We start from the raw sequence: 18,555 nt of genomic DNA on the forward strand, positions 1-18,555 counted from the left end.
ACCCGGACGTCGCGCACCCCGGGCGCGCCCCGCAGCGGCTCCAGGCCGGCCCGCAGGCCGGCGGAGATCCTCTCGACCTGCCCGGCCCAGTCCCCGGCCGCCAGCAGGCCCAGAGAGGCGTTGGCGACCGCGCAGGCGAGCGGGTTGCCCATGAAGGTGGGCCCGTGCGCGAGCACCCCGGTCGCGGAGATCCCCCGGGCCACCTCGGCGGTGCACAGGGCGGCGGCCAGGGTCAGGTAGCCCCCGGTGAGCGCCTTGCCGACGCAGAGCACGTCCGGGGCGACCCCGGCGTGCCCGGCGGCGAACATCGTCCCGGTGCGGCCGAACCCGGTGGCGATCTCGTCGAAGACGAGCAGGATGCCGTGCGCCCGGGTCACCTCGCGCAGCACCCGCAGGTAGTGCGGGTGGTGGAAGCGCATGCCGCCGGCGCCCTGGACCACCGGCTCGACGATCACTGCGGCCAGCTCGTCGGCGTGCCGCTCCACCGCGTCCACCAGCGCCGCCTCGTACGCCGGGTCGGGCGGGGTGTCGAACCCGCCGGGCGGCACCGGCGCGAAGACCTGCCGGGGCAGCACGTCGCCCCAGAGGTGGTGCATGCCGCCCTCCGGGTCGCAGACGCTCATCGGGTGGAAGGTGTCGCCGTGGTAGCCGCCCCGCCAGGTGCCCAGGCGGCGCCGCTCCGGCCGCCCGGTAGCGCGCTGCCACTGCAGGCACATCTTCACCGCGACCTCGACGCTGACCGAGCCGGAGTCGGCGAGGAAGACGTGCTCCAGCCCGTCCGGGGCCAGCTCGACCAGGGTCCGGGCCAGGCGTACGGCGGGCTCGTGGGTGAGCCCGCCGAACATCACGTGGCTCATCCGGCCGAGCTGGTCGGTGACGGCGGCGTCCAGCACCGGGTGCCGGTAGCCGTGGATCGCCGCCCACCAGGACGACATCCCGTCGACCAGCTCCCGGCCGTCGGCCAGCCGCAGCCGTACGCCTTCGGCGCTGTCCACCACGTACGGCGGGCCGGCCGGCGGCAGCGCCGCGTACGGGTGCCAGACGTGCCGGCGATCAGCGGCGAGGATCTCCTCGGGCGTCACGGTTCTCCTTCCTCCCCGCTCCCCCGCGATCTTGCAGTTCCGGTCCGCGGCCCGCCCGGATTGACCGGTGCGCCGGGGCGGTAACCGCAAGATCGCGTGACGGCGGGAGTCAGCGTCGGCGGGCCACCTGGGCCGCCGACCGGACCAGGGCCGGGCCGCGGTAGATGAACCCGGTGTAGAGCTGGATCAGGCTGGCCCCGGCGTCGAACATCCGGGCCGCGTCGTCCGGGTCGAGGATGCCGCCGACCCCGATCACCGGCAACCGGCCGCCGGTCTCCCGATGCACGAAGGAGACCACCTCGCGGGCCCGCCCGGCCAGCGGCCGCCCGGAGAGGCCTCCGGTCTCCGCGCCGCGCGCCCGGTCGGCCGGGGCGAGCCCGTCGCGGGCGAGGGTGGTGTTGGTGGCGATCACCCCGGCGGCGCCGCGGTCGAGGCAGACCTCCAGCAGCTCGGCGATGGCCGGCTCGGTGAGGTCCGGGGCGATCTTCACCAGCACCGGCTTCTCCCCCACCAGGGCCGCCAGCAGCGCGTCCAGGTGGGACCGGTCCTGAAGGGAGCGCAGACCCGGCGTGTTCGGAGAGGACACGTTGACCGCGAAGTAGTCCCCGTGCTCCTTCAGCGCCCGGTACGAGGCCAGGTAGTCCTCGACCGCCTCGTCCAGCGGGGTCACCTTGGACTTGCCGAGCGAGATGCCCAGCGGTACGCCGATCGGGCGCGGCAGGGCCGCCAGCCGGGCCGCGAGGGCCTCCGCGCCGGCGTTGTTGAAGCCCATCCGGTTGACCACGGCCGCGCTGTCGCGCAGCCGGAACAGCCGGGGCCGGGGGTTGCCCGGCTGGGCGTGCGCGGTGACCGTGCCGACCTCGACGAAGCCGAAGCCGAGCGCCGGCCAGGCCGGCAGCACCACGCCGTTCTTGTCCATCCCGGCCGCCAGCCCGACCGGGTTCGGGAAGTCCACCCCGAACACCGTGCGCGGTGCGGAGCGGAAGTAGCGCGCCCGCAGCGCCGCCAGCAGGGCCGGCCGCCCGGAGACCGCCGCCAGCCGGCGGAGGGTCCACTCGTGCGCCGCCTCCGCGTCCCCACCGCCGACCCGGAACAACACCGGCCGGACGGCCCGCTCGAAGATCACGCCGCCCCTCCCCGGCCGCCCCCGTCGATCACGACGTCGTCGCGACCCGCCGAGGCGGCCGGCGACAGCTTCGTGATCGACCCACGCGGGGCGGTCACTCGCCGGCCCGGAGGGCGGCGTGGAGGTCCTGGAGGGGGCGGACCTGGAGGTCGCCGCGGATGCGGGCCTCGATGCCCATGACGGCGGCCGCGGCGCCGGGAACGGTGGTGATGCAGGGGATGTCCGCCGTCACCGCCGCGCTGCGGATCTCGTAGCCGTCCGAGCGGGCGCTCGCGCCGGAGCCCTGCGGGGTGTTCACCACCAGCGCCACGTCACCGCCGAGGATCAGCGACACCGCGTCCTCGCCCTGACCCGACTCGTAGTGCTTGCGGATCTGCTCGCAGGCGATGCCGTGCCGGCGCAGCACCTCGGCCGTGCCGGTGGTGGCGACGATCTCGAAGCCCAGGTCGGCCAGCCGCTTGATCGGGAAGATCATGCCGCGCTTGTCCCGGTTGGCGACCGAGACGAAGATCTTGCCGGCGGTCGGCAACGACCCGTACGCGGCCGCCTGCGACTTGGCGAAGGCCTGGCCGAAGCCGGTGTCGATGCCCATCACCTCGCCGGTGGACTTCATCTCCGGGCCGAGCAGCACGTCGATGCCCTTGCCCGACGGGGTGCGGAACCGCTTGAACGGCAGCACCGCCTCCTTCACCGCGATCGGGGCGTCGGCGGGCATGGTGCCGCCGTCCCCGGTGGGCGGCAGCATCCGCTCGGCGCGCAGCTCGGCGATGGTGGCGCCGAGCGCGATCCGGGCCGCCGCCTTGGCCAGCGGCACCGCCGTGGCCTTGGAGACGAACGGCACGGTCCGGGAGGCGCGCGGGTTCGCCTCCAGCACGTAGAGCATGTCGCCCTGGAGCGCGTACTGGACGTTGAGCAGGCCCTTCACCCCGACGCCCCGGGCGATCGCCTCGGTGTAGCGGCGGACCTGGGTCAGATGCGACCCGGCCAGGGTGATCGGCGGCAGCGCACAGGACGAGTCGCCGGAGTGGATGCCGGCCTCCTCGATGTGCTCCATCACCCCGCCGAGGTAGACGTCGCCCTCGGCGTCGACCAGCGCGTCCACGTCGATCTCGATGGCGTCGTCGAGGAACCGGTCCACCAGCACCGGGTGGTCGGGCGAGATGTCGGTGGCCCGGCCGATGTAGTCGCGCAGCGTGGCGTCGTCGTAGACGATCTCCATGCCCCGCCCGCCGAGCACGTACGACGGGCGGACCAGCACCGGGTAGCCGATCTCGTCGGCGATCGCCTTCGCCTCGTCGTACGAGGTGGCCATGCCGTGCGCCGGGGCGCGCAGCCCGGCCCGGGCCAGCACGGCGCCGAACGCGCCGCGCTCCTCGGCCAGGTGGATCGACTCGGGCGAGGTGCCGACGATCGGCACGCCGGCGTACTTGAGCCGCTGGGCCAGGCCGAGCGGGGTCTGCCCGCCGAGCTGCACGACCACCCCGACCACGCCGGGACCGCCGGCGGCCTTGCCGGAGGAGTCCTCGGCGTGCCACACCTCGAGGACGTCCTCGAAGGTCAACGGCTCGAAGTAGAGCCGGTCGGCGGTGTCGTAGTCGGTGGAGACGGTCTCCGGGTTGCAGTTGACCATGACCGTCTCGTAGCCCACCTCCCGCAGCGCCATCACGGCGTGCACGCAGGAGTAGTCGAACTCGATGCCCTGCCCGATCCGGTTCGGCCCGGAGCCGAGGATGATCACCTTGGGCCGGGCCGAGGGCGCGACCTCGGTCTCCTGGTCGTACGTCGAGTAGTGGTACGGCGTGGTCGCCTCGAACTCCGCGGCGCAGGTGTCCACGGTCTTGTAGACCGGCCGGACGCCGAGCCGGTGGCGCAGGGTGCGTACCCCGTCCTCGGCGGCCAGCTCCGGGCGGAGCGCGGCCAGCTGCCGGTCGGAGAGGCCGGCCCGCTTGGCCCGGCGCAGCAGGTCGGCGTCGAGCACCGGGGCGTCGACGATCTCGGCGCGCAGCTCCACCAGCGCGGCGATCTGGTCCAGGAACCACGGGTCCATCCCGCCGGACGCCTCGGCCACCTCGGCGATCGACGCGCCCAGGCGCAGCGCCCGCTCGACCGTGTACAGCCGGGCGTCGTGCGGCATGCGCAGCGCGGCGAGGGTGTTCTCCTTCGTCGCGCCGGCCGGGTCCGGCTGGGTCCAGAACCCGCTGCGCTTCGTCTCCATCGAGCGCATCGCCTTGTTCAGCGCCTCGGTGAAGTTCCGACCGAGGCTCATCGCCTCGCCGACCGACTTCATGGTGGTGGTCAGCTCCGGGTCCGCGCCGGGGAACTTCTCGAACGCGAACCGGGGGATCTTCACCACCACGTAGTCCAGGGTCGGCTCGAACGCCGCCGGGGTCTTCAGCGTGATGTCGTTGGGGATCTCGTCCAGGGTGTAGCCGATGGCCAGCTTCGCGGCGATCTTGGCGATCGGGAAGCCGGTGGCCTTCGACGCGAGGGCCGAGGAGCGGGACACCCGGGGGTTCATCTCGATCACAACGATCCGGCCGTCGGCCGGGTTCACCGCGAACTGGATGTTGCAGCCGCCGGTGTCGACGCCGACCTCGCGCAGCACCGCGATGCCGAGGTCACGCAGCCGCTGGTACTCCCGGTCGGTGAGGGTCATCGCCGGGGCGACGGTGACGCTGTCGCCGGTGTGCACGCCCATCGGGTCGACGTTCTCGATCGAGCAGACGACCACCACGTTGTCGTGCCGGTCGCGCATCAGTTCGAGCTCGTACTCCTTCCAGCCGAGCACGCTCTCCTCGATGAGCACCTCGTGCACCGGGCTGGCGGCCAGCCCGGCGCCGGCGATCCGGGTCAGGTCCTCGTCGGTGTGGGCCATGCCGGAGCCGAGGCCGCCCATCGTGAACGACGGCCGGATCACCACCGGCAGGCCCAGCTCGCCGACGGTGTCGCGGACCTCGTCCATCGAGTGGCAGACCCGCGAGCGGGGCACCAGCGAGGACGGGTCGGCCAGACCCAGGCGTACGCCGGCCTTGGCCACGATGTCCTTGAACAGCTGCCGGTCCTCGCCCCGGTTGATCGCCTCGATGTTCGCGCCGATCAGCTCGACGCCGTACTTCTCCAGCACGCCGGCCTCGTGCAGGGCGACCGCGGTGTTCAGCGCGGTCTGCCCGCCCAGGGTGGGCAGCAGCGCGTCGGGGCGCTCCTTGGCGATGACCAGCTCGACGAACTCCGGGGTGATCGGCTCGACGTAGGTGGCGTCGGCGAACTCCGGGTCGGTCATGATGGTCGCCGGGTTGGAGTTGACCAGGCTGACCCGGATCCCCTCGCTGCGCAGCACCCGGCAGGCCTGGGTGCCGGAGTAGTCGAACTCGCAGGCCTGCCCGATCACGATCGGCCCGGAGCCGATCACCAGGACGTGCTTGAGGTCGGTCCGCTTAGGCATTCTTTCCGCCTTCGATGAGCTCGGCGAAACGGTCGAACAGGTAGTCCGCGTCGTGCGGGCCGGCCGCCGCCTCCGGGTGGTACTGGACGGTGAAGGCGGGCACGTCCTTGGCCCGCAGCCCCTCGACCACGTTGTCATTGAGGCAGACATGGGACACCTGGACGCCGCCGAACTCGGTGTCGATCACCTGGTCGGGGACGACCGCGCCGTGCGCCGCACCGGGCACCTCGACCGCGAAGCCGTGGTTGTGGCTGGTCACCTCGACCTTGCCGGTCACCCGGTCGAGCACCGGCTGGTTGATGCCGCGGTGGCCGTAGCCCAGCTTGTAGGTGCCGAAGCCGAGCGCCCGGCCGAGGATCTGGCTGCCGAAGCAGATGCCGAACAGCGGGATCCGCCGGGTCAGCACCTCCCGGGCCAGCGTCACCGGCCCGGTGGCGGTGGCCGGGTCCCCCGGGCCGGGCGAGAAGAAGACCGCGTCGGCGCCGGTGGCGAGCAGGTCCTCGATGGTGGAGCCGGCGGGCAGCACGTGGGTGGTGACGCCGCGCGCGGCGAGCCGGCGCGGCACGTTGCGCTTGATGCCCAGGTCGAGCGCCGCGACGGTGAAGCGGTGCTCCCCCTGCGCCTCGACCACGTACGGCTCGGCGGTGGTCACCTCGGCGGAGAGGTCGGCGCCGACCATCTGCGGGGAGCGGCGGACCCGCTCCAACAGGGCGCGCGGGTCGTCGTCGACGCTGGAGATGCCGACCCGCATGGCGCCGCGCTCGCGCAGGTGCCGGGTGAGCGCCCGGGTGTCGACGCCGCTGATGCCGACCACGCCCTCGGCGGCGAGCCGGTCCTCCAGGCCGCCGGTGGCCCGCCAGTTGGAGCCGATCCGGGCCGGGTCGCGGACCACGTACCCGGCCACCCAGATCCGGCCGGACTCGTCGTCCTCGTCGTTCACCCCGGTGTTGCCGATGTGCGGCGCGGTCTGTACCACCACCTGGCGGTGGTACGAGGGGTCGGTGAGGGTCTCCTGGTAGCCGGTCATGCCGGTGTTGAAGACGGCCTCGCCGAAGGTCTCCCCGACGCTGCCGTACGCCTCACCGGGGAAGGTGCGCCCGTCCTCCAGGACGAGGATCGCGCTTCTGCGCTTCGCCATTTACTTGACAGCCTTTCCGTCCAGGACCGTCGGCTCGCCGCGCAGGAAGGTCGCCACGATGCGACCCGGCAGCGTCATGCGGGCGTACGGGGTGTTGCGACTGCAGCTGGCCAGCTCCGCCGGTTCGATGACGCGGCGGGCGGCCGGGTCGACCAGGGTCAGGTTGGCCGGTACCCCCGGGGCGGGGTCGACGCCGTGCCCCTCCAGGCCGGCGATCCGCGCCGGGGCGCGGGACATCCGCTCGGCGATGAGGTCCCACTGCGGGCCGAGCACGTCCAGGGCGATGGAGAGCGCCGTCTCCAGGCCGAGCATGCCCGGCCGGGCGTACGCCCACTCGCACTCCTTGTCCTCCACGGCGTGCGGGGCGTGGTCGGTCGCGATGATGTCGAGCACGCCCTCGGCCAGGGCCGCCCGGAGCGCGGCCACGTCGCTCGCGGTCCGCAGCGGCGGGTTGACCTTGTAGACCGGGTCGTAGGTGGTGGCCTTCTCGTCGGTCAGCAGCAGGTGGTGCGGGGTCACCTCGGCGGTGACCTTGACCCCGCGCGCCTTGGCGTGCCGGAGCACCTCGACGCTGCCGGCGGTGGAGACGTGGCAGATGTGCAGCCGGCTGCCGACGTGCTCGGCCAGCAGCACGTCCCGGGCGATGATCGCCTCCTCGGCGACCGCCGGCCAGCCGGTCAGCCCGAGCCGGGTGGAGACCTCACCCTCGTGCATCTGCGCGCCCTCGGTGAGCCGGGGCTCCTCGGCGTGCTGGGCGATCACCCCGTCGAACGCCTTCACGTACTCCAGGGCGCGGCGCATCAGCTTCGGGTCGGCGACGCAGTGCCCGTCGTCGGAGAAGATCCGCACCCGGGCCGCCGAGTCGGCCATCGCGCCCAGCTCGGCCAGGCGCTCCCCGGCCAGCCCGACGGTGACCGCCCCGATCGGCTGCACGTCGACCAGCCCGGCCTCCCGGCCGAGCCGCCAGACCTGCTCGACCACGCCGGCGGTGTCGGCCACCGGCGAGGTGTTCGCCATCGCGCAGACCGCCGTGTAGCCGCCCAGCGCCGCCGCCCGGGAGCCGGACTCGACGGTCTCGGCGTCCTCCCGGCCCGGCTCGCGCAGGTGGGTGTGCAGGTCGACCAGGCCGGGCAGGGCGACCAGGCCGGTTGCGTCGAGCACGGTGGCGTCGGGCGCGGTCAGCCCCGCGCCGGTCTGCGCCACGACGCCGTCGCGGATCAGCAGGTCGGTCGGCTCGGCGCCGACCACGCTGACGTTCTTGATCAGGTACGCGGTCACCGGTTGTTCCCTCCGAGCAGCAGGTAGAGGACGGCCATCCGCACGGAGACCCCGTTGGCGACCTGTTCGACGATGGTGGAGCGGGGCGAGTCGGCCACCTCGGGCGTGATCTCCATGCCCCGGTTCATCGGGCCGGGGTGCATGACGATGGCGTGCTCCGGCAGCCGGCGCATGCGCGGCCCGTCCAGCCCGTAGCGGCGGGCGTACTCGCGGGCCGAGGGGAAGTAGGAGTCACCCATCCGCTCCCGCTGCACCCGCAGCATCATCACCACGTCCACACCGGGAAGAACGGCGTCGAGGTCGTAGGAGACGTCGGTGCCGGGGGCGAGCGCGGCCGAGATGTCGACGGGGATGAGGGTGGGCGGGCCGACCAGGGTGACCTTGGCGCCCAGGGTGGACAGCAGCAGCACGTTGGAGCGGGCCACCCGGGAGTGCAGCACGTCGCCGACGATCGCCACGTGCAGGCCGGCGAGCCGGCCCAGCCGGGAGCGCATCGTGTACGCGTCGAGCAGCGCCTGGGTGGGGTGCTCGTGGGTGCCGTCGCCGGCGTTGACCACCGACCCGTCGACCCAGTTGGCCAGCCGGTGCGGGGCGCCGGAGGCGGGGTGCCGGACGACCACCGCGTCGGCCCCCATGGCCTGGAGGGTGAGCGCCGTGTCCTTCAGGCTCTCGCCCTTGGCCACGCTGGAGCCCTTGGCCGAAAAGTTGATCACGTCGGCGCTGAGCCGCTTGGCGGCGGCCTCGAACGAGATCCGGGTCCGGGTGGAGTCCTCGTAGAAGAGGTTGACCACGGTCCGGCCGCGCAGGGCGGGGAGCTTCTTGACCTCGCGGCCGGCGACGGTGGCCATCTCGGCGGCGGTGTCCAGGATCTGGGTGGCGGTGGCCGCGTCCAGGTCCGCGCCGGAGAGCAGGTGACGGATCATGAGCGGGTCCCCCCGTACAGCTTGACCTCGTCGGTGCCGTCGGTCTCGGCGAGGGTGACCTTGACGCTCTCGGCGAGCGCGGTCGGGATGTTCTTGCCGACGTAGTCGGCGCGGATGGGCAGCTGGCGGTGGCCGCGGTCGACCAGGACGGCGAGCTGCACGGAGGCCGGGCGGCCGACGTCGCTCAGGGCGTCGAGGGCGGCCCGCACGGTACGGCCGGAGAAGAGCACGTCGTCGACGAGGATCACCCGCCTGCCGTCGATCCCGTCGGCCGGCAGGTCGGTCGGGCCGACCGCGCGGGTGGCGTGCCGGCGCAGGTCGTCGCGGTAGAGGGTGATGTCCAGCACACCGACCGGGACGGTGACGTCCTCGAAGGTGCTGATCCGGGCGGCCAGCCGCCGCGCCAGGGGCACGCCCCGGGTGGGGATGCCGAGCAGCACGGTGTCGGCGGCGCCCTGGGTCTTCTCCAGGATCTGGTGGGCGATGCGGTCGACCACCCGCGACACGTCGGCGGCGGCGAGGATCACCTTCACCGAGGGTTGTCGCGGCGGCGACGAGTGGGCAGCCGGTGGGTAGGCCACGGCGGACCTCCTTCCCCGCCTCACGGGACGGGTCGTTAAAGGACGTCTGGATGACCGGGCGGGCCGCGTACGGCCCGGACCGGGGCTTCACGCCACGTTACCAGCGGTCACCCGGCCGACCGCCGCCGGTACTGACCCCCGGGTCAGGGTGGAGAAATGCGGACAAGTCTCGCGTGCTCGCACACCAGGCCGTCTCGAACACTTGACCGCGTGTCGCAATCCCCGTACCGTCACGCTCCGTAGCGATAGCTGGGAGAACCCCGAGCAGCACTGGGAGTGTCCGAATGCCCTCTGAATACGCCAAGTCGCTGGGCGCCCGCCTGCGCTCCATCCGCCAGCAGCAGGGCCTGTCCCTGCAGGGGGTGGAGGAGAAGTCGAACGGGCGGTGGAAGGCCGTGGTGGTCGGCTCGTACGAGCGTGGCGACCGCGCCGTCACCGTGTCCCGCCTGGCGGAGCTGGCCGACTTCTACCGCGTTCCCGTCTCGGAGCTGCTGCCCGACGGCAGCGGGGTGCGGCACGAGCCCACCAGCAAGATCGTCCTGGACCTGGAGCGGCTCTACGACGAGGCCTCCGAGGACCTGGCCTACGTCGCCCGGTACGCCCGCGCCATCCAGCAGCAGCGCGGCGACTACAACGGCCGGGTGCTCTCCATCCGCGCCGACGACCTGCGCGCCCTGGCCATCGTCTACGACGCCTCGCCGTCCGGCCTGATCGAGCGGCTCACCGAGCACGGTGTGCTGGTCGCCGACCCGCGCGCGTTCTTCGCGTCCTGACCGAAACCGCTGTCGCACACCGAGGGCCCGTGCCGTCCGGCACGGGCCCTCGGTGTCTGTCGTTCGTAGCCTCAGCGGGTGGCGTACTCGGCGATCCGGCCGAGCAGGCCGTTGAGGAAGCGCGGCGAGTCGTCGGTCGACATCTGGCGGGCCAGCTCGACGGCCTCGCTGATCGCCACCGCGTCGTCGATCTCGTCGACGTAGAGCAGCTCGTAGACGGCGATCCGAGCGAGGTTGCGGTCGACCACCGGCATCCGGTCCAGCGTCCACCCCTCGGCGTAGCTGGCGATCACCTCGTCGATCCGGTCGAGGTGCGCCGCGACCCCCTCCACCAGGCTCACCGCGTAACCCAGGTGCTCCGGGCGGGGCTTCTCGATCCGCTCGATGTAGCCGGCGAGCACCTCGACCGGGGGCCGGTCCCGCAGGTCGGCCTCGAAGAGCACGTCCAGCGCCCGCTTGCGCGCCTTGCGGCGCGCCGGCATCTGCTGCTTGGGACCCTCAGCCATCAGGCTCGGCCGAGGTAACGGCCGTCGCGGGTGTCGACCTTGATCTTCTCGCCGGTGGTGATGAAGAGCGGCACCTGCACGGTCGCGCCGGTCTCGACGGTGGCCGGCTTGTTGCCGCCGGTCGACCGGTCGCCCTGCAGGCCGGGCTCGGTGTAGGTGATTTCGAGCACCACGGAGGTCGGCAGCTCGATGTAGAGCGGCACGCCCTCGTGGGTGGCGACGGTCGCCTCGGCCTCGGGAAGGAGGTAGTTGGCCGCCTCGCCGACGGTGCCGCCGGGGACGGTGATCTGGTCGAACGTCTCCAGGTCCATGAAGACGTAGTCCTCGCCGTCGGCGTAGAGGTACTGCATGGTGCGCTTGTCGACGGTCGCGGTGTCGACCTTGGTGCCCGCGTTGAAGGTCTTGTCGACCACCTTGCCGGAGAGCACGTTCTTCAGCGTGGTACGGACGAACGCGCCACCCTTACCGGGCTTGACGTGCTGGAACTCGACGACGGCCCACAGCTCGCCGTCGAGGTTGAGTACCAGGCCGTTCTTGAGGTCGTTGGTGGTGGCCATTTCCTGCCTTGATCATCAATTGGCGGACAGACCTGGAAAGTCTACTAGCTGTGTCGAACCGGGGCCGCCGCGCTGCGCGCCACCGCGACCGGCCACCCCCGCCCACACCTGGCGGGCGTGCCGAACATCACTCAGAGCGACCGCACCGGCCACCCCGGCCCCACCCCGGCGCCGCCTTTGCTCTGCTTCAACGGACGCAACAGGCACGGATCGTGACGGGCCCCGGCCGCAGTCGGATCATCGCGGGCCGCCGCACCGCAGCTCAGCGCGGTGTTGCGTGGGTTGAAGCAGAGCAAAGGCAGCGAAGGAGGCCCGCCGGAGCCGCCGGGCCGATGACGGAGAGCGACGAAGGCGGCGACCACCGAGCGCAACCGTCGCCGGGCACGAAGGGGACGGGTCGCCGACGGGCCGGGCACGGACGGGCCGGCGCGGACGGAGCCGGGCGCGGACGGGCCCGGCGCGGACGGAGCGGATCGCCGCCGGGGCCGGGCGCGGACGGGGCCGGGCGCGGGCCGGGCCGGGCGCGGACGGGGCCGGGCGCGGGCGGGGGCCGGCTCAGGCGCCGGTGGGGCGGCGGGTGACCAGGTGGTGCAGGGCCAGCCGGTAGCCGTCCACGCCGAGGCCACAGATCACCCCGGTGGCCACCGCGGAGAGCACCGAGTGGTGCCGGAACTCCTCCCGGGCGTGGATGTTGGAGATGTGCACCTCGACCAGCGGGCCGCGGAGCATCGCGCAGGCGTCCCGGACGGCGATCGAGTAGTGCGACCAGGCCGCCGGGTTGAGCACCACCGCCGCTTCCTCGTCGGCCGCCTGGTGCAGCCAGCCGAGCAGCTCGTGCTCGGCGTCGGTCTGCCGGACCACCACGTCCAGCCCCAGCTCGCGGCCGGTGTCCACGCACAGGTTCACCAGGTCGGCGTAGCTGGTCACGCCGTAGACGTCGACCTGGCGGGTGCCGAGCCGGCCCAGGTTCGGCCCGTTGAGCACATAGACCCTCACGCGCTGATCTCCTCGTACGCCTGGTGCAGCAGCTCGTCCGGCGGGCCCTCCAGGATCGCCGGCCGGGCCAGCCCGTCCAGCACCACGAACCGCAGGGTGTTCCCCCGGGCCTTCTTGTCCACCCGCATCGTGGCGAGCAGCTCCGGCCAGGCGTCCGCCCGGTAGCCGGTGGGCAGGCCGAGGGCGGCGACCACCGCCCGGTGCCGGTCGGCGGTGGCCGCGTCCAGCCGGCCGGCGAGCCGGGCCAGGGTGGCCGCGTAGACCAGGCCCACCGCGACCGCGTGCCCGTGCCGCCAGCGGTAGCCCTCCACCTTCTCAATCGCGTGGGCCAGGGTGTGCCCGTAGTTGAGCACCTCGCGCACCCCGGACTCGCGCAGGTCGCCGGAGACCACGTCCGCCTTGACCCGGACGGCCCGCTCGATCAGCTCCCGGGCCACCGGCCCGGTCGGGTCGAGCGCGGCGGCCGGGTCCCGCTCGACCAGCTCCAGGATCACCGGGTCGGCGATGAACCCGCACTTGACCACCTCGGCCATGCCGGCGGCCAGGTCGACCGGGGGCAGGCTGTCCAGGGTGGCCAGGTCGCAGATCACCCCGGCCGGCGGGTGGAAGGCGCCGACCAGGTTCTTGCCGGCCGCCGTGTTGATCCCGGTCTTGCCGCCGACGGCCGCGTCGACCATGCCCAGCAGCGAGGTCGCCACCGGCACCCAGCGCACCCCGCGCAGCCAGCAGGCGGCCACGAAGCCGGCCAGGTCGGTGACGGCGCCGCCGCCCACCCCGACCACCGCGTCGGTACGCGTGAAGCCCGCCTCGCCGAGCCGGTCCCAGCAGGCCGCGGCCACGTCGATGTGCTTGCCGGACTCGGCGTCCGGCACCTCCATCAGCAGCGGCGCCACGCCGGCCGCGCGGACCCGCTCGGCGAGCCCTTCGGCCAGGGCCTTGAGCGGGGGCGCGTGCAGGAACGCCACCCGTTCGGCGCCGGGCAGCAGCCGCGGCGGCGGGTCCAGCAGATCGCGTCCCACCAGCACCTCGTACGGCCGTTCGCCGCCGACCGGGATCCGGGTCACCTCGTCCATCGCGGGCAGCCTAGTCGAGCGGGCGGCTCGCACGGGGCGACTGTCCACTCCCTGGCACGTTTGTCCCTGAAGGCACCGGGTACGGCGGCCGGGAAGGGCCGCCGACAGAGGGAGACCGCGGATGACCCGCCCGATGGCCGGCAACGCCCGCATCCGGCTGCCCGGCATCATCCTCGGCGTCGGGCTGGGCGGCTTCGTCGACGGGATCCTGCTGCACCAGGTGCTCCAGTGGCACCACATGCTCAGCAGCACCGCCACCGACCACGTCGGCATCAAGGACTATCCGGTGGACACCGTGCCCGGGTTGCGGATGAACACCCTGTGGGACGGCCTCTTCCACGTGGTCACCTGGGTGGCCGTCCTGACCGGCCTGGCGCTGCTCTACTCCCGGGTGACCCGCTCCCGGGGCCGGCTGTGGCGGTCACCCGCGCTCTGGGGCTGGACGCTGGTCGGCTGGGGCCTGTTCAACCTCGTCGAGGGGATCGTGGACCACCACCTGCTCGGCATCCACCACGTGCACGGCGGACCGCAGCAGCTCTGGTGGGACCGCGGGTTCCTGCTGCTCGGGGCGGTGCTGGTCGCGGTCGGCTGGTCGATCCAGCGCCGGGCCGCCGCCGTCGACGTCTGTGCGACCGACCGGCGGTGACCCTCGCGCACGCGGGACATCCCGACGGCGGCTTCCCGCCGACCGCCCTCGTACCCCTGCTGCTGTTCTGGGTCTACCTGGCCGCGGCGTTGCGGCAGCGGGCCCCCGGCCGACCGGGCTGGTCCCCCGGGCGGACCGTCGCCTTCGGGCTGGGCGCCGTGCTGGTGGCCGCGGGGCTGCGCTGGCCCGCCGCCGGCTTCGTCGGGCACACCTGGCAACACCTGCTGCTCGGCATGCTGGCGCCGCCGGCGCTGGTGCTCGGCGCGCCCGGCACCCTGGTGCTGCGTACGCTGCGCCCACCGGCCGGCCGCCGGGTGGTGCGCCTGCTGCGGCACCCGGTCGCCACGGTGCTCGGCCATCCGGCGACCGGTCTGCTGCTCACCGCGGGCGGGCTCTGGCTGCTCTACCTCACCCCGCTGTACCGGGCCACCCTGGCCAGTCCGCTCCTGCACGACGTGGTGCACGCGCACTTCCTGCTCAGCGGCTACCTCTTCGCCTGGTCGATCGCCGGGCCGGATCCCGGTCCGCACCGCCCCCGGGTGCCGGTACGCCTCGTCGCGCTCGGCGCCGCCGTCGCCGCGCACGCCACGATCGCCCAACTGCTCTACGCGAATCTGCTGGTCGACGTCCCGGCGACCGGGCCGGTGACCTGGCGGCCGGACCGGACGCCCCGGCGACCGGCGCCCCGGCCCGCCGGGGTCAGGGCTTGAGCAGGGCGGCGATCTCGGCCGCAATCTCCTCCGGGGTACGCCCGTCGGTGACCACGGTCGCGGTCGCCACCTCGGCGTAGAGCGGGCGGCGCTGCTCCATCAGGTGCTTGAGCGTGGCCCTCGGGTTGAGCGCCAGCAGCGGGCGCCCCGCGCCCAGGCCGACCCGCTTGACCGCGTCGGGCAGCTCCACCGACAGGTGCACCACCGTGTGGCCGATCAGCGCCGCCCGGTTGTCCTCGGCGAGGACCGCACCGCCGCCGAGGGCGAGCACCCCCGGGTGCCCGGCCAGCGCCGCCGCCACCGCGGCCCGTTCGAGGGTACGGAAGTGCTCCTCGCCCTCGTCCACGAAGATCTCCGGGATCGGCTTGCCGGCCAGCGCCTCGATGTCGGCGTCGGTGTCCCGGAAGGCGACCCCGAGCGTCGCGGCGAGCGCCTCGCCGACCGTGGTCTTGCCGGAGCCCGGCGCCCCCACCAGCACGCAGACCGGCCGGGTGCTCATCGGATCACCAGGTTGTCGAGGTAGCTGGTCAGGTTGCGGCGCATCTCGGCGATCGAGTCGCCGCCGAATTTCTCCACCGCCGCCTCGGCCAGCACCAGGGCCACCATCGCCTCGGCGACCACCGCCGCGGCCGGCACCGCGCAGACGTCCGACCGCTGGTTGATCGCGGTAGCCGGCTCGCCGGTGGTGACGTCGACGGTGGACAGTGCCCGGTTCAGCGAGGAGATCGGCTTCATCGCCGCCTTCACCCGCAGCGGCTCGCCGGTGGTGATGCCGCCCTCCAGGCCACCGGCCCGGTCGGTCACCCGGCGCACGCCGGTGGCGGTGGGAATGATCTCGTCGTGCGCGGCGGAGCCGCGGGAGCGGGCCTGCTGCCAGCCGTCCCCGATCTCCACTCCCTTGATCGCCTGGATCGACATGAGCGCGGTGGCCAGCCGGGCGTCGAGCTTGCGGTCCCACTGCACGTGGCTGCCCAGGCCCGGCGGCACCCCGTACGCGAGCACCTCGACCACGCCGCCCAGGGTGTCGGCGGCCTTCTTCGCGGCGTCGACCTCGGCCACCATCCGGGCGCTGGCCTCCGGGTCGAGGCAGCGCAGCGGGTCGGCGTCGATCCGGACCGCGTCCTCCGGGGTGGGCCGCAGGCCCGGCTTCGCGGCCACCGGACCCAGCTCCACCACGTGCGACACGATGTCGATGCCGAGGGCCTGCTTGACCAGGGCCTTGGCGACCGTGCCGACGGCGACCCGGGCGGCGGTCTCCCGGGCGCTGGCCCGTTCCAGGATCGGCCGGGCGTCGATGTGGCCGTACTTCTGCATGCCGGCCAGGTCGGCGTGGCCCGGCCGGGGCCGGGTGAGCGGGGCGTTGCGGGCCTGCCCGGCCAGCTCGTCCGCGTCGACCGGGTCGGCGGCCATCACGGTCTGCCACTTGGGCCACTCGGAGTTGCCCACCCGGATCGCCACCGGGCTGCCGATCGTCACGCCGTGCCGCAGCCCGCCGATGACCTCGACCTCGTCCTGCTCGAACGACATCCGGGCGCCCCGGCCGTAGCCGAGCCGGCGCCGGGCCAGCTCACCGGCGATCTCCCCGGTGGTCAGCTCGATGCCGGCGGGCACCCCCTCGAGCAGCGCGACGAGGGCGGGTCCGTGCGATTCACCTGCGGTCAACCAGCGCAACACAGCGGTCAGTCTGTCACGCCCGGTGGTTGCCCCGATGCGCCGCCCGTCCCGTCCCGCCCTGCGGACACGGGCGTCCGCCTGGCGGGGCGGGTGCCGCCGGGCCCCGGTCAGCCCGCCCAGTCGAAGGTCATGCCCAGCCGGTCGGCGAGGGCCCGGTTGTACGGCGCGTAGTACCGGGTCAGCTCGTCCCGGATCGCCGGCTCCATAGCGCTGCTGCGCCGGTCGTTGAACACCTCGTACCGGTCGAGCCGGAACGGCGGCAGGTCGAGGAACTCCAGCACCCGGGCGTAGGTGGCGGCCGGCTCCCGGTACAGCGTCTCGCTGGGCAGGATCAGCAACTGCGCCGGGTCGAACCGGTCCAGCCAGGGCTCCAGGTGCTCCAGGTAGCGGCCCCGGGCCCGGTAGCTGTACCAGTCGTAGGCGTTGCTGACGTACGTCGGGTCGGCGAGCAGCTTGGCCCGCTCCCCCGCCGTCCGCTCCTCCTCGGCGGCCAGTGCCTCGGCGAAACCGAGGGGCTCCACCCCCTCGCTCCGCCGCTCCTTCCAGTGCGAGTACGCCCGCTCCACCGGGTCGCGCAGCAGCACGATCAGCTTCACCGCCGGGATCAGGTCGGCGACCCGTCCGGGCGCCAGCGGATGGAACATGTACAGCGGCGCGGCCTCCCCCACACGGGTCGGCCCACCGTGCCGGCGTTCCAGGGCCTCCCGCTGCCGACGGGTGGGGAAGTGCGAGCGGTACCACGCCTCGCCCCGGTCGAAGGTGTCCTCGAAGTAGTGCGAGGTCTTGGTGTTCCAGGCCGGGAAGAGCCGGGGCACCAGCGGGTGCGCCAGCAGGTAGCGCCAGAGCGAGGTGGTGCCGCCGCGCTTGGTGCCGACGATGAGGAAGTCCGGCAGCGGGCGCCGGTCGCTGGTGCGTTCCCCGTACCGCACCAGCGAGCTGCGCACCCCGCTCACCAGCGGCGCGGGTGCCAGCGCCTTCACCCGGTCCCGCAGCGTCGCCATGCTGTCCTCCTCGTCATCGTGGTGCCCGCCCCAGCAGGACGGGCACGGTGGTCCGCAGCCGTCGGCGTACTCCGGGGTGCAGCAGCAGCGCGACGGCGAGCAGCGCCGCGACCCCGAGGGTGAGGGAGAGTCCGGCCACTCCCCGGCCGGCCACCGCCGCCGCGCCGCCGGCCACGGTGGCGGTGGCCGCCGCCGAGACCACCGCGGCACCCAGCACCCCGCGCGTGATCAGGGGTTCCCCGACCACCCGGCGAGCGGCCAGGGCGGCGATCACGTTCTCCACGACGATGCCGGCCGTCCAGGCCAGCGCCCCGCCGAGCGCGCCGTACGGTGGAATCAGCAGCACGGCCAGTCCGACGTTGAGCGCCAGCCCGGTGGCGGCGGCCAGCAGGTGTCTTCCGCTGCTGCCGCTCATCAGCAGCATGGTCTGCACGATGCCGGTACCGGAGTTGACCATCATGCCGACGGCGAGCACCGCCATGGCGGTGGCGCCGGCCGTGAACTCCGTGCCGAAGAGCAGCAGGAAACCCGGCGCGAAGATCGCCAGCAGCAGGTAACCGGGCCAGGACAGCGCGATGATCACACTCGTGATCCGCCGGTAGATCATGGCCGCCTCGGCGCTGCGGCCCTGCCCGAGCAGGCGGGACAGTTGCGGCGCGACGGCCACCCGCAGGCCCTGCATGACGAGCAGCCCGGCCAGGGCGTACCGGCCCACCGCGCCGATCACCCCGGCCTCCGCCTGGTCGGCGAGGGCGGCGGTGAGCAGCACGGTCAGCCACATGCTGCTGGCGTCGATGGCGGCGGAGGCGGCCCTGGGCAGCGCGAAGCCCCAGAGCGTGCGCCAGTCCCGGCCGACCGGGCGGAGCGCGGCGCCGGCGGCGAGGCCGAGCGGGCGGACCAGCAGGGCCACGCAGACCAGCCCGGCCACCAGCACCGGCGCGAGCCAGCCGGCGAAGACGGCCGTCACCCCCGCGCCGGCGGCGACGGCGGCCAGCACCAGCGCCGGCCGGGCCGCGGGATCGGTAGAGCGTCGTGGGGGGAAGGAGTGT

At 73.5% G+C, this 18,555-nt stretch carries 18 protein-coding genes; 3 read left to right on the top strand and 15 right to left on the bottom strand.

From position 1 onward, the window contains the following. The 7 genes from ACWEVO_RS08930 to pyrR all read right to left on the bottom strand — a co-directional run. Window positions 1-1,082: adenosylmethionine--8-amino-7-oxononanoate transaminase (locus ACWEVO_RS08930; RefSeq protein WP_452307006.1), on the bottom strand; the 1,082-nt coding region annotated here is incomplete at its 3' end. A gap of 109 nt (window positions 1,083-1,191) precedes the next feature. Then, entirely contained in the window at window positions 1,192-2,208 is a 1,017-nt protein-coding gene (locus ACWEVO_RS08935) for a quinone-dependent dihydroorotate dehydrogenase (protein ID WP_452307007.1), read from the bottom strand. 94 nt (window positions 2,209-2,302) lie between these two features. Then, window positions 2,303-5,650, bottom strand: coding sequence for a carbamoyl-phosphate synthase large subunit (carB, locus tag ACWEVO_RS08940; RefSeq protein ID WP_452307008.1), 3,348 nt, complete (start codon window positions 5,648-5,650; stop codon window positions 2,303-2,305). After that, on the bottom strand, window positions 5,643-6,788 hold the full coding sequence (carA, locus tag ACWEVO_RS08945; RefSeq protein WP_452307009.1) for a glutamine-hydrolyzing carbamoyl-phosphate synthase small subunit: 1,146 nt from the start codon (window positions 6,786-6,788) through the stop codon (window positions 5,643-5,645). The genes carB and carA overlap by 8 nt, the downstream gene beginning before the upstream one ends. Beyond that, the gene (locus ACWEVO_RS08950; RefSeq protein WP_452307010.1) at window positions 6,789-8,066 is read right to left on the bottom strand and encodes a dihydroorotase; all 1,278 of its coding nucleotides are present in this window, start codon (window positions 8,064-8,066) and stop codon (window positions 6,789-6,791) included. Then, window positions 8,063-8,989, bottom strand: a complete 927-nt coding sequence (locus tag ACWEVO_RS08955; protein ID WP_452307011.1) for an aspartate carbamoyltransferase catalytic subunit — start codon at window positions 8,987-8,989, stop codon at window positions 8,063-8,065. The genes ACWEVO_RS08950 and ACWEVO_RS08955 overlap by 4 nt, the downstream gene beginning before the upstream one ends. Then, window positions 8,986-9,570: a bifunctional pyr operon transcriptional regulator/uracil phosphoribosyltransferase PyrR gene (gene pyrR / locus ACWEVO_RS08960; RefSeq protein WP_452307012.1), complete on the bottom strand. Its 585-nt coding sequence runs from the start codon at window positions 9,568-9,570 to the stop codon at window positions 8,986-8,988. The genes ACWEVO_RS08955 and pyrR overlap by 4 nt, the downstream gene beginning before the upstream one ends. A gap of 284 nt (window positions 9,571-9,854) precedes the next feature. Here pyrR and bldD point away from each other — a divergent pair, with 284 nt between their 5' ends. Further along, a complete protein-coding gene (gene bldD, locus ACWEVO_RS08965; protein ID WP_013285505.1) occupies window positions 9,855-10,343 on the top strand; it encodes a transcriptional regulator BldD in 489 nt (162 codons plus the stop codon). Between the two features lie 71 nt (window positions 10,344-10,414). Here bldD and nusB read toward each other — a convergent pair whose 3' ends face one another. The 4 genes from nusB to aroB all read right to left on the bottom strand — a co-directional run bounded on the left by nusB (window position 10,415) and on the right by aroB (window position 13,475). Further along, window positions 10,415-10,825 carry a transcription antitermination factor NusB gene (nusB, locus tag ACWEVO_RS08970; RefSeq protein ID WP_199736939.1) on the bottom strand — a complete coding sequence of 137 codons (411 nt, stop codon included), beginning with the start codon at window positions 10,823-10,825 and terminating at the stop codon, window positions 10,415-10,417. 23 nt (window positions 10,826-10,848) lie between these two features. Continuing rightward, window positions 10,849-11,406 carry an elongation factor P gene (gene efp, locus ACWEVO_RS08975; RefSeq protein WP_073835258.1) on the bottom strand — a complete coding sequence of 186 codons (558 nt, stop codon included), beginning with the start codon at window positions 11,404-11,406 and terminating at the stop codon, window positions 10,849-10,851. Window positions 11,407-11,961: 555 nt separating this feature from the next. Continuing rightward, window positions 11,962-12,402: a type II 3-dehydroquinate dehydratase gene (gene aroQ / locus ACWEVO_RS08980; RefSeq protein WP_452307013.1), complete on the bottom strand. Its 441-nt coding sequence runs from the start codon at window positions 12,400-12,402 to the stop codon at window positions 11,962-11,964. Then, window positions 12,399-13,475 (bottom strand): 3-dehydroquinate synthase, encoded by a 1,077-nt coding sequence (gene aroB / locus ACWEVO_RS08985; RefSeq protein ID WP_452307014.1) that lies wholly within the window; start codon window positions 13,473-13,475, stop codon window positions 12,399-12,401. Before aroB ends, aroQ begins: the two co-directional genes overlap by 4 nt. A 121-nt stretch (window positions 13,476-13,596) precedes the next feature. Between aroB and ACWEVO_RS08990 the strand changes: the two genes are divergently transcribed. Continuing rightward, window positions 13,597-14,121, top strand: coding sequence for a DUF2243 domain-containing protein (locus ACWEVO_RS08990; protein WP_452307015.1), 525 nt, complete (start codon window positions 13,597-13,599; stop codon window positions 14,119-14,121). Then, the gene (locus ACWEVO_RS08995) at window positions 14,118-14,831 is read left to right on the top strand and encodes a cytochrome c oxidase assembly protein (RefSeq protein ID WP_452307016.1); all 714 of its coding nucleotides are present in this window, start codon (window positions 14,118-14,120) and stop codon (window positions 14,829-14,831) included. The genes ACWEVO_RS08990 and ACWEVO_RS08995 overlap by 4 nt, the downstream gene beginning before the upstream one ends. Here the strand turns inward: ACWEVO_RS08995 and ACWEVO_RS09000 are convergent. The 4 genes from ACWEVO_RS09000 to ACWEVO_RS09015 all read right to left on the bottom strand — a co-directional run. Then, complete coding sequence (locus tag ACWEVO_RS09000; RefSeq protein ID WP_452307017.1) at window positions 14,821-15,330, bottom strand: shikimate kinase; 510 nt, start codon at window positions 15,328-15,330, stop codon at window positions 14,821-14,823. The two genes, ACWEVO_RS08995 and ACWEVO_RS09000, sit on opposite strands and share 11 nt — an antisense overlap. Then, on the bottom strand, window positions 15,327-16,505 hold the full coding sequence (gene aroC / locus ACWEVO_RS09005) for a chorismate synthase (protein ID WP_452307018.1): 1,179 nt from the start codon (window positions 16,503-16,505) through the stop codon (window positions 15,327-15,329). The genes ACWEVO_RS09000 and aroC overlap by 4 nt, the downstream gene beginning before the upstream one ends. A 107-nt stretch (window positions 16,506-16,612) precedes the next feature. Next, window positions 16,613-17,506 (bottom strand): sulfotransferase family protein, encoded by an 894-nt coding sequence (locus ACWEVO_RS09010; RefSeq protein ID WP_452307019.1) that lies wholly within the window; start codon window positions 17,504-17,506, stop codon window positions 16,613-16,615. A gap of 13 nt (window positions 17,507-17,519) precedes the next feature. Beyond that, the coding region (locus ACWEVO_RS09015; RefSeq protein WP_452307020.1) for a lipopolysaccharide biosynthesis protein at window positions 17,520-18,555 on the bottom strand (1,036 nt) is incomplete at its 5' end.

The organism is Micromonospora sp. NPDC003776, from assembly GCF_053605645.1.